Below are 8,173 nucleotides of genomic sequence, written 5' to 3'. Positions count from 1 at the left end.
GCCGCTCCGCCGCTGTCGGCGGGGGCAGCGGGCCCGACTGCCCTGGGCGGGCAGGCCGTACCATTTCGCTGTCCGGACAGTGATCACAGTGATCAGTGAGCGGTGGCGCCTGCCGTTCAGCGGGTGCGCGCGGGAGACGGGGGACGGTATGGCGAGCGACGGTGTCGGTGCCGAGGGGAAGTGGTCGCGGCGTTGGGCGCTTCGGTTCGGCGCGGTCGCGCTGTCCGCGGCGGCGGTCGTGTCGCTCGGGGTCTGGGCCCTGCCCGCCGGATGGCGGCAGGTCGCGGACGCCCTCGCCGGGCCGGACGCGTCCGCGCCGTCGTGTTCCTGGTCCGCCCGGATCGAGAACGCGAGTACGGACGAGGCCGGACTGGTCCGCTGCTACCTGCGCGGGCTCGCCGACCACAGCGACAGCGAACTCCGAGCTGTGGTTCCGTCGACCGACAACGGCGGGCCGACCGGCTTCTCCGCCGCCGACTTCGCCCACAGCCGTGACGCGGCCGCCGGGCCCGCCATCGTGACGCTCGCGCCCAACCCCTCGGACACCGCGGACGCCTCGGTGACGATCCGTTACGCCGATGGCGCGCGCGATGTGCTGGAGATCCACCTGGCCGATCCTGAGTCGCTGCACTCGTGGCGGTTCTACAACCTCGGCACCTACCCGAGCGACCCGAACGCGCCGTCTCCCGTGGCCCAGCCGAGCTGACGACCCGGCCGTCGAGCGTCCGGCCTGCCCGCAGACCCCGCCCGGCTCAGTCGCAGAACACCGCCGTCTGGGCCGGCCCGAAAGCGCCCGACGCCGGGACCGGACGCTGGTGCCGGAGATCCTGGCCGAGGTCGAAGACCGTGCCGGCCAGGATCAGTTGACGGTCGGCGTCGGCCGAGGTCAGCGAGATGCTCGTGAAGCCGGGTCCACCGCCGTCGGTCTCCCAGACGGCCGCCTGGCGGCCGTCGCCGCAGTCGACCGCGGACCGCGTCACGCCGAGCGCGTAGCCGTCGTTCCCGGGCACGTCCGGGACGGTCTCCAGGGCCTGCTGCTCGACCGGGGGCAGCAGCCGACCGGCGAACAGCGCGCGGTCGAAGGCGGCCAGGTCGCCGAGCGTGGAGATCATCGCGCCGGCGGTCCAGTCATACGACGGGCTGAACACGGTGACGTCGCGCTGGGCCAGGTCGTAGCCGTTCAGGTGGCGACCGTGGATCTGCGGGTCGGTCAGCGGCAGCGTGGTGTGGGTCAGGCCCAGCGGGCGCAGGATCCGGTCGGAGATCTCCCGGCCCGCGCTGCGCCCCGTGACCGCCTCGATCACCAGCCCGGCCAGCAGGTAGTCGGTGTTGGAGTACCTCCACCGGGTCCCGGGGGCGAAGAGCAGCGGGTGGGCCGTGGCCTCGGCCACCACCTCGCGCGGGGTGTAGACGTAGCCCATCTCGTGGCGCTGGAGGTAGGGCGCGAAGAAGGCGGGGTCGGTGGTGGGGTCGTAGACGCCGCTGGTCTGGTTCAACAGCTCGCGGACGGTGATCCGGCGGCCGTCGTCGCCCAGCGAGGAGAGCACGCCCGGCACCCACGTCTCCACGCTGTCGTCCAGGCCGAGCCGGTGCTCGGCGACCAGTTGGAGCAGCACGGTGGCGACGAAGGACTTGGTGTTGCTCGCGATCCGGAACCGGTCGTCGGGCTCGGCCGGGCGTCCGGTGGCGACGTCGGCCCGCCCCGCGGCGGCCGTGGCGTCGGCGTCGCCGCGCCGGGCGTAGGCGAGGGCGGCGGGGTAGCCGTCGGCGACCGCCTGGGCGGTCGCCGTGCGCAGGACGGCCGGGAGCGGCGGGGGCGGCGCGGACGGCACGGCATGCTGGGCGTCGGAAGCGGCAGCGGGGCCTGCGGGGGCCGCCGCGCAGAGGAGCAGCGTGACGACGGCCGACAGGACAACGCGGGGGCGGCGCATGAGTGAGACCTCGTCATGGGGGGCGGCGGTGGTTCCTGGTTCCTGAGCCCAGCCTCGCAGCGGTCGACCGCTTGCGCCCATGGCGGTGACCCCCGAGGGCGCCCTGGGGACAACCCCAGGCGACGACCCCCCGCGCCGGATCCGCCGTACGCCCGCCCCGCCGCCCGTCCCGTCGCCCGTCCTGTCGCCCCGCCGGACCTCAGGAGCGCGAGAGGACGCCCCGGGCGACGGCGGACACGCGCGCCGTCTGGAAGGCCGCGTACCCGCCGTTGGCGAGGAGTTGGAACTTGACGCCCTCCTTGCCGGCCGGGCGCTCGTAGCCCTCGGGGACGTAGCGCTGGTAGTGGGCGGCGGCCCGCTGGAAGAAGTCCTGACGTCGGGACCGCGGGATGCAGTCCGACAGGGCCAGCAGGAAGAGGTACTGACGGACCATCCGGGTGAAGAGGTGGGGGACGACGTCGCTGCGGCCCTGGGCCTCCAGCAGGCCGAAGCTCTCCTCGTAGCGGTCGAACACGTCGAAGTGGGTGCCGTCCGGGCCGCCGACCGGGTGGGCGGTGTGGCGACGGCGCAGTTGCGCGCAGTCCCACTTGAGCACGACCGCGGTGGACGCGGCGAGCATCAGTCGGTGCTGGACGGAGATCTCCTCGTGCAGGCCGTCGGGGAAGGACGCGCCCGCCCGCAGCCACAGGTCCCGGCGGACCAGCCGGTCCCACATGTAGGCGGGGGCGCCGAACAGCTGGGGCTGGCCGGCGGGGTCGAAGGCCGTGGTGCCCTGTCCGGCCAGGAGTTCCGCCGCGCCGCCGGGCCAGGAGCGGCCGCGGTGCAGCCGGGTGTGGCCGAAGAGCAGCACGTCCGGCCCGTCGCAGGTGCGCAGCCGGTCGGCCATGGCCTGCAGCGTGCCGTCCCACAGGACGTGGTCGGCGTCGAGGAAGAGCAGGTACGCGCCCGCGGCCCGCGCCGCGCCCGCATTCCTGGCCGCGCCGACGGAGGCGACGGTGTCCAGGCGCACGACCGAGACCCGCTCGTCCTCGCGCTCCGCGGCGCCGATCACATCGGACGGGCACTCAGGGGAGGGGTCGGCCACGACGATGACCTCGATGTCCCGGAACGACTGCGCGAGCACCGACTGCAGGCAGGTCGTGAGGGAGCCCTGGAGGTCGTGCGCGGCGACGATGACGCTGATCAAAGGTGAGCTGAACACGCCACGGGAACTTAGGGCGCGCGGAGGCCGCCCACAAGATCGATAACGACCACGGGATGCATCGTTATGCAAACTCCCGCAATCCTTCACACCGCCACCCGATCTTCGACACGACCACCTCCGGAGCCCGTCGACCCGGACGCGACCGCGCGGCGAGGGACCCGCCGGACGATCACGCCCGAGTGGCGTTCACGATGCATCGATTGTGCATGACGCACAGTCTATGTACTGTGCATATCGCTCCACGCCACGCCCTACCGTCACGCTCCACCGTCTCGTTCCACCGTCACGCTCGCAGTCATCGCAAGGAGTACCGCATGGACGGCTCGCAGCCGGCTCCCCGCACCGGCGTCGTCGTCGGCGTGCTGGCCCTCGCAGGCATCGTCGTCTCACTGATGCAGACCCTGATCGTCCCGCTGATCGGCGAACTGCCGACGCTGCTGCACACCACCGCGGGCAACGCGTCCTGGGCCGTCACCGCGACGCTGCTCGCCGCCGCCGTCACCACGCCGGCGATCGGACGCCTGGCAGACCTCCACGGCAAGAAGCCGATGCTGCTCGTCTGCATGGTCCCGGTGATCGCCGGCTCGGTCGTCTGCGCGACGGCGGGCTCCCTCGCGCCGATGATCGTCGGCCGCGGCCTCCAGGGCATCGGCGCGGGCCTGGTGCCCATCGGCATCAGCACGCTGCGGGACGTGCTGCCGCCCGAGCGGATGGGCTCCGCGATCGCGCTGATCAGCTCCTCGCTCGGCATCGGCGGCGCGCTCGGCCTGCCCGTCTCCGCCGCCGTCGCCCAGCACGCCAACTGGCACGTGCTGTTCTGGGCCGCCGGAGCGCTCAGCGTCCTGGTGGGCGCGCTGATCTGGGCCCTGGTCCCCTCCGTCCCCGCGCGGGCCGAGGGCGGCTTCGACGTCCCGGGCGCGGTCGGGCTCGGCGCCGGACTGGTCTGCCTGCTGCTCGCCGTCTCCAAGGGCGCGGACTGGGGTTGGGGCAGCGGCACCACCCTTGGGCTGATCGCGACGGCCGTCGCCGTGCTGCTCGCCTGGTCCTGGTGGGAGCTGCGCTCCCCCTCCCCGCTCGTCGACCTGCGGATCACCGCGCGCGGCCAGGTGCTGCTGACGAACGCCGCCTCCATCGTGGTGGGCTTCGCGATGTACGCCTCCGCCCTGATCTCGCCTCAGCTGCTCCAGCTCCCCAAGGCCACCGGCTACGGCCTCGGCCAGTCCATGCAGGCGGCGGGCCTGTGGATGGCCCCGGCGGGCCTGATGATGATGCTCGTCTCCCCGCTCGGCGCGAAGCTCTCCGCCGCGCGCACCCCGAAGACGACCCTGGTCGTCGGCAGCCTCGTCATCGCCGTCGGCTACGGCACGACCGTCCCGCTGATGGGCTCGACCTGGGGCCTGCTGGCCGCCTCGATCGTCGTCAACAGCGGCGTGGCCCTGGCGTACGGCGCGATGCCCGCCCTGATCATGGGCGCCGTCCCGCTGTCGGAGACGGGCTCGGCCAACAGCTTCAACACGCTGATGCGCTCCATCGGCACCACCTTGTCCGCGGCCGTCGTCGGGGTCGTCCTCTCCCACATGACCACCCGCTTCGGCCCGTACACCCTCCCCTCCGCGAACGGGTTCCGCACCGGCATGCTGGTCGGCTGCGGCGTGGCGCTCGTGGCCGCGGCCGTCGCCTCCTGCATCCCGCTGCGCAGGCCGGCCCCGGAAGCCGCCACGCCGGCGCCCGACGTCGCCCTCCCGGCCGACGCCCCCGACCGCTCCGCGGTCTGAGGGGACCTCAGGCCCGGACTCGGGGCCGGAATCAGCCGGGCCTCGGGCCCGGCCCCGCGCCCGGACTCAGCGGGCGGCCCACCGGGGCAGCGCCTCCGTCGCCTCCCGCCACGCCCGCGGAATGCCGTCGGTGCCGACGCGCGCCGCGACGACGCCGCCGACGATCGCGCAGTTGGTGTCCACATCTCCGCCGACGGAGGAGCAGGCCCACAGCGCGTCCTCGTACCGGTCCAGGTGCCGGGCCGCGCACCACAGCGCGAACGGCACGGTGTCGGCGGCGCTGACCTGCCGTCCGTTGCCGAGCCGGTGCGCGGCGTACTCGGCGTGCGGCTGCGCGAGCAGCCCGGCCGCCTCCGCCAGCCCGTCGCGCACCCGGGTGGGCGGCGTCAGCTCCGTCGCCGTGCGCAGTAGTTCCTCCCCGCTGGCACCCCGGGCCGCCACCGCCGCCGCGACGGCGACGGCGACGGCCCCGGCGGCCGCCTCGGGGTGGGTGTGCGTCACTTCTGCGGACAGCCGTGCCTGCTGCGCCGCCCGCCCGGGATCCCCCGCGAACCACACACCGAGCGGCGCGACCCGCATGGCCGCGCCGTTGCCCCACGAGCCCTGGCCGTCGAACAGCCCGGCCGCGAGCTCACGCCATTCGCCGCCCTGCCGCACCAGCCGCAACATGCGGTTCATCGCGGGTCCGTACCCCCGGTCGAAGTCGTGCCGCTCGGCGAACGCGCGGGCGAGCGCGTCTTGTTCCACCCCGCCGCAGCGTTCCAGGACGTCGACGACGGAGCAGGCCATCTCGGTGTCGTCGGTCCAGGGCCAGGGGCCGGGCGGCAGTCGCCGGGCCCGCAGGGCCGGCAGGTTGTCGGAGACGAAGAACTGGGCGCCGAAGGCGTCGCCGGTGGCGAGGCCGATGAGGGAGTCGCGGATCGCAGCAAGTCGGCCGCGTGGTGCAGAGGCAGCAGATTCGAGAGCGGAGATTCGAGGGTCGGAGGTCATCACCTCAATCTTGCGATGCGATCGCCCCAGCTAGCGACCGATTTCGGACTCGTGATCTTGGCTCACGTCCGCCTCGACAAGGCCATGCCACTCCGATTGCCTACGAAGTGGCAACGGGAAACCCTCACGGTCGCCTTGTTCGTGCAGGGCCGGTCGTCGCAACCTGTTCTGCGGCAGGGCTGCCGAACAGGCACAAGGAGGCTCATGTGGCTTGGCAGCCAGGCGAGTTCGGGCGAGAACTGCGAAGGCTGCGGCTCGCCGCCGGGCTCACGCTCACCGGTCTCGCGGCGTCTGTGCACTACAGCAAAGGGCAGTTGAGCAAGGTGGAGCGGGGTCTCAAGTCCCCGAGCCGCGCCCTGGCACGCCTCTGCGACACGGCGCTCGGGGCGGACGGCCGGTTGTCCGCCCTGGCGCCGGTGCTACCGCCGGAGGAAGTGATTGTGCCTACGGAGCACGACGAGGAGGTGTGGTCGTTGCAGCTGTCCCCGGACGGGTCCAACGTATTCGGATCGTTGAGTCGCCGTCAGGTCGTCGGCGCCGGGTTCGCCTCGGCCCTGAGCATCCGGTTCGGTGGTGAGCCTGGCGGTCCCGTCGCCGCCCAGGCCCCGATGGTCCTGGAGACCTCCGGCCTGATGCTGGACCAGTACCGGAAGCTGGGGCAGTCGGTGAGCCCGTCCTACCTGCTGCCCACCCTTATCGCCCAGACCCACAGCCTGCGCGAGCTGTCTGGCCAAGCCGAGGGCCCGCTGCGACTCGCGCTGCTCAGGCTCGGCTCCCGATACGCCGAGTACGTCGGCTGGCTGGTCCAGGAGACAGGGGACGACCAAGGGGCACTGTGGTGGACGCAGCGCGCCGTGGCCCTCGCAGCCGCCGGAGGCGACGACGATCTCGCCGCCTACGCCCTCGTCCGCCGCGCATTGGTGACGCTCTACCGGGAGGACGCCGATCGGACCGTCGCCCTGGCCCAGCAAGCCCAAACGCGGAACGCCCCTGCCCGGATCCGCGGCCTGGCGGCGCAGCGGGAGGCGCAGGGGCACGCCCTCGCCGGCGACGAGTGCGCCAGCCTGAACAGTCTCGACCGAGCGCGCGACCTGCTCGAACAAGCAGCCCACGAGAGCCATCGGTCGATTCTGGGCACCCGGAACCTTCCTGATCCCGCAGCGATGATCCTCGGCTGGTGCCTCCACGACCTCGGACGCCCCCGGCAGGCGGCCGAAATGCTGGCCGAGCAGCTGCATCGGATACCGCCGGAGGCGATGCGCACCCGCGCTCGCTACGGGGCGCGCCAGGCACTCGCCCACGCGACAGCGGGGGACATTGACCAAGCCTGCGCACTGGCCCGCGAGCTGCTCGGCACGCTTCCGGTGGTGGGGTCGGCGACCATCGCGGCCGACCTGCGCAAGCTGGCCCGCGTGCTGGCCCGGCATCCGGGCAACGCGTCAGTGCGCGACCTGACGCCCGACCTCACCTCGTCCCTGCACCTCATCGACCCCAGGGGAGCGACACGTGCCTGATGTCTTCATCAACTACCGGACCGGCGACGGCGACAAGACAGCGACGTTGATCGAACGCGAGCTGTCCCACCGTTTCGGCAGCGAACGGATTTTCCGCGCCTCGAAATCGATCCGCCCTGGCGCCAGGTATCCGCGCGAACTGCTCGACAACATCCGGCGCAGTGCCGTCCTGCTGGCGGTCATCGGGGAGTCGTGGTTCGACTCCGGTTCCCTGCACGACGAGAGCGACTGGGTCCGGCGGGAGATCCTGACGGCCCTCGAGTACGGCATTCCAGTGATCCCGGTCCTCGAGGGACGTCGCACCGAGCGGCTGCGCGTCGCGGACTTCCCGCCCGAGTTGCGCGAGATTGCCGAGTCTCAGTCCCTGCGCCTCGACCTCAACGACGCCGAGACGGGCCTGCGCCGCATCGGCGACGAACTCGTCGCACTCGTCTCCGCCCTGCGACAGGCCGACACTGCGGCCCGTCCCGACACCGACCCGGTTCCGGGCAGCGTGCACAACTCCGTCGACAACCTACGGGGCACGAGCGTCCAGACCCGAGACATCAGCGGTGACGTGGGCACGGTTGTCAAGGGCAACCACGGCCCCGTGCACACGGGCAGGGGGGACATCCACGAACGCCACTACCACGGCAACCACAACGAGTTCTCCGGCGACGGCGCCACCTACGTGCAGGGCGACGTCCGGGGAACGATCAGGAATGACTTCAGCGGCCCACGTCGGCGACGGGACGGCGGGCGGTGACTGATTCCTTCCGC

7 protein-coding genes are annotated in these 8,173 nt (G+C 72.6%); 4 read left to right on the top strand and 3 right to left on the bottom strand.

What is annotated here, in order from left to right:
* Positions 1 to 148 precede the first annotated feature (148 nt).
* Positions 149 to 706, top strand: coding sequence for a hypothetical protein (locus TR50_RS19845; RefSeq protein ID WP_042422906.1), 558 nt, complete (start codon positions 149 to 151; stop codon positions 704 to 706).
* A 46-nt stretch (positions 707 to 752) separates the two neighbouring features.
* Here TR50_RS19845 and TR50_RS19840 read toward each other — a convergent pair whose 3' ends face one another.
* Positions 753 to 1,931, bottom strand: a complete 1,179-nt coding sequence (locus TR50_RS19840) for a serine hydrolase domain-containing protein (protein WP_052441120.1) — start codon at positions 1,929 to 1,931, stop codon at positions 753 to 755.
* Between the two features lie 199 nt (positions 1,932 to 2,130).
* On the bottom strand, positions 2,131 to 3,132 hold the full coding sequence (locus TR50_RS19835) for a glycosyltransferase family 2 protein (protein WP_160311136.1): 1,002 nt from the start codon (positions 3,130 to 3,132) through the stop codon (positions 2,131 to 2,133).
* Positions 3,133 to 3,449: 317 nt separating this feature from the next.
* On the opposite strand from TR50_RS19835, the gene TR50_RS19830 reads away from it, so the two are divergent.
* Complete coding sequence (locus tag TR50_RS19830; protein ID WP_042422900.1) at positions 3,450 to 4,910, top strand: MFS transporter; 1,461 nt, start codon at positions 3,450 to 3,452, stop codon at positions 4,908 to 4,910.
* A gap of 66 nt (positions 4,911 to 4,976) precedes the next feature.
* Here the strand turns inward: TR50_RS19830 and TR50_RS19825 are convergent, their stop codons facing one another.
* A complete protein-coding gene (locus TR50_RS19825; RefSeq protein ID WP_084700582.1) occupies positions 4,977 to 5,900 on the bottom strand; it encodes an ADP-ribosylglycohydrolase family protein in 924 nt (307 codons plus the stop codon).
* 206 nt (positions 5,901 to 6,106) lie between these two features.
* Between TR50_RS19825 and TR50_RS19820 the strand changes: the two genes are divergently transcribed.
* Positions 6,107 to 7,414, top strand: a complete 1,308-nt coding sequence (locus TR50_RS19820) for a helix-turn-helix domain-containing protein (protein WP_042422896.1) — start codon at positions 6,107 to 6,109, stop codon at positions 7,412 to 7,414.
* Positions 7,407 to 8,159, top strand: a complete 753-nt coding sequence (locus TR50_RS19815; RefSeq protein ID WP_042422893.1) for a toll/interleukin-1 receptor domain-containing protein — start codon at positions 7,407 to 7,409, stop codon at positions 8,157 to 8,159. The genes TR50_RS19820 and TR50_RS19815 overlap by 8 nt, the downstream gene beginning before the upstream one ends.
* Positions 8,160 to 8,173 lie beyond the last annotated feature (14 nt).

This window comes from Streptacidiphilus anmyonensis, from assembly GCF_000787855.1.
Lineage (GTDB): Bacteria > Actinomycetota > Actinomycetes > Streptomycetales > Streptomycetaceae > Streptacidiphilus > Streptacidiphilus anmyonensis.
The sequence above is the reverse complement of the archived record's forward strand: the minus strand, read 5'-3'. Positions and strand labels throughout refer to the sequence as shown.

Excerpts from the sequence above, each read along its gene's own strand:
- TR50_RS19840 (WP_052441120.1), bottom strand. The coding sequence starts at position 1,931 with ATGCGCCGCCCCCGCGTTGTCCTGTCGGCCGTCGTCACGCTGCTCCTC.
- TR50_RS19825 (WP_084700582.1), bottom strand. The coding sequence starts at position 5,900 with ATGACCTCCGACCCTCGAATCTCCGCTCTCGAATCTGCTGCCTCTGCA.
- TR50_RS19830 (WP_042422900.1), top strand. The coding sequence starts at position 3,450 with ATGGACGGCTCGCAGCCGGCTCCCCGCACCGGCGTCGTCGTCGGCGTG.
- TR50_RS19845 (WP_042422906.1), top strand. The coding sequence starts at position 149 with ATGGCGAGCGACGGTGTCGGTGCCGAGGGGAAGTGGTCGCGGCGTTGG.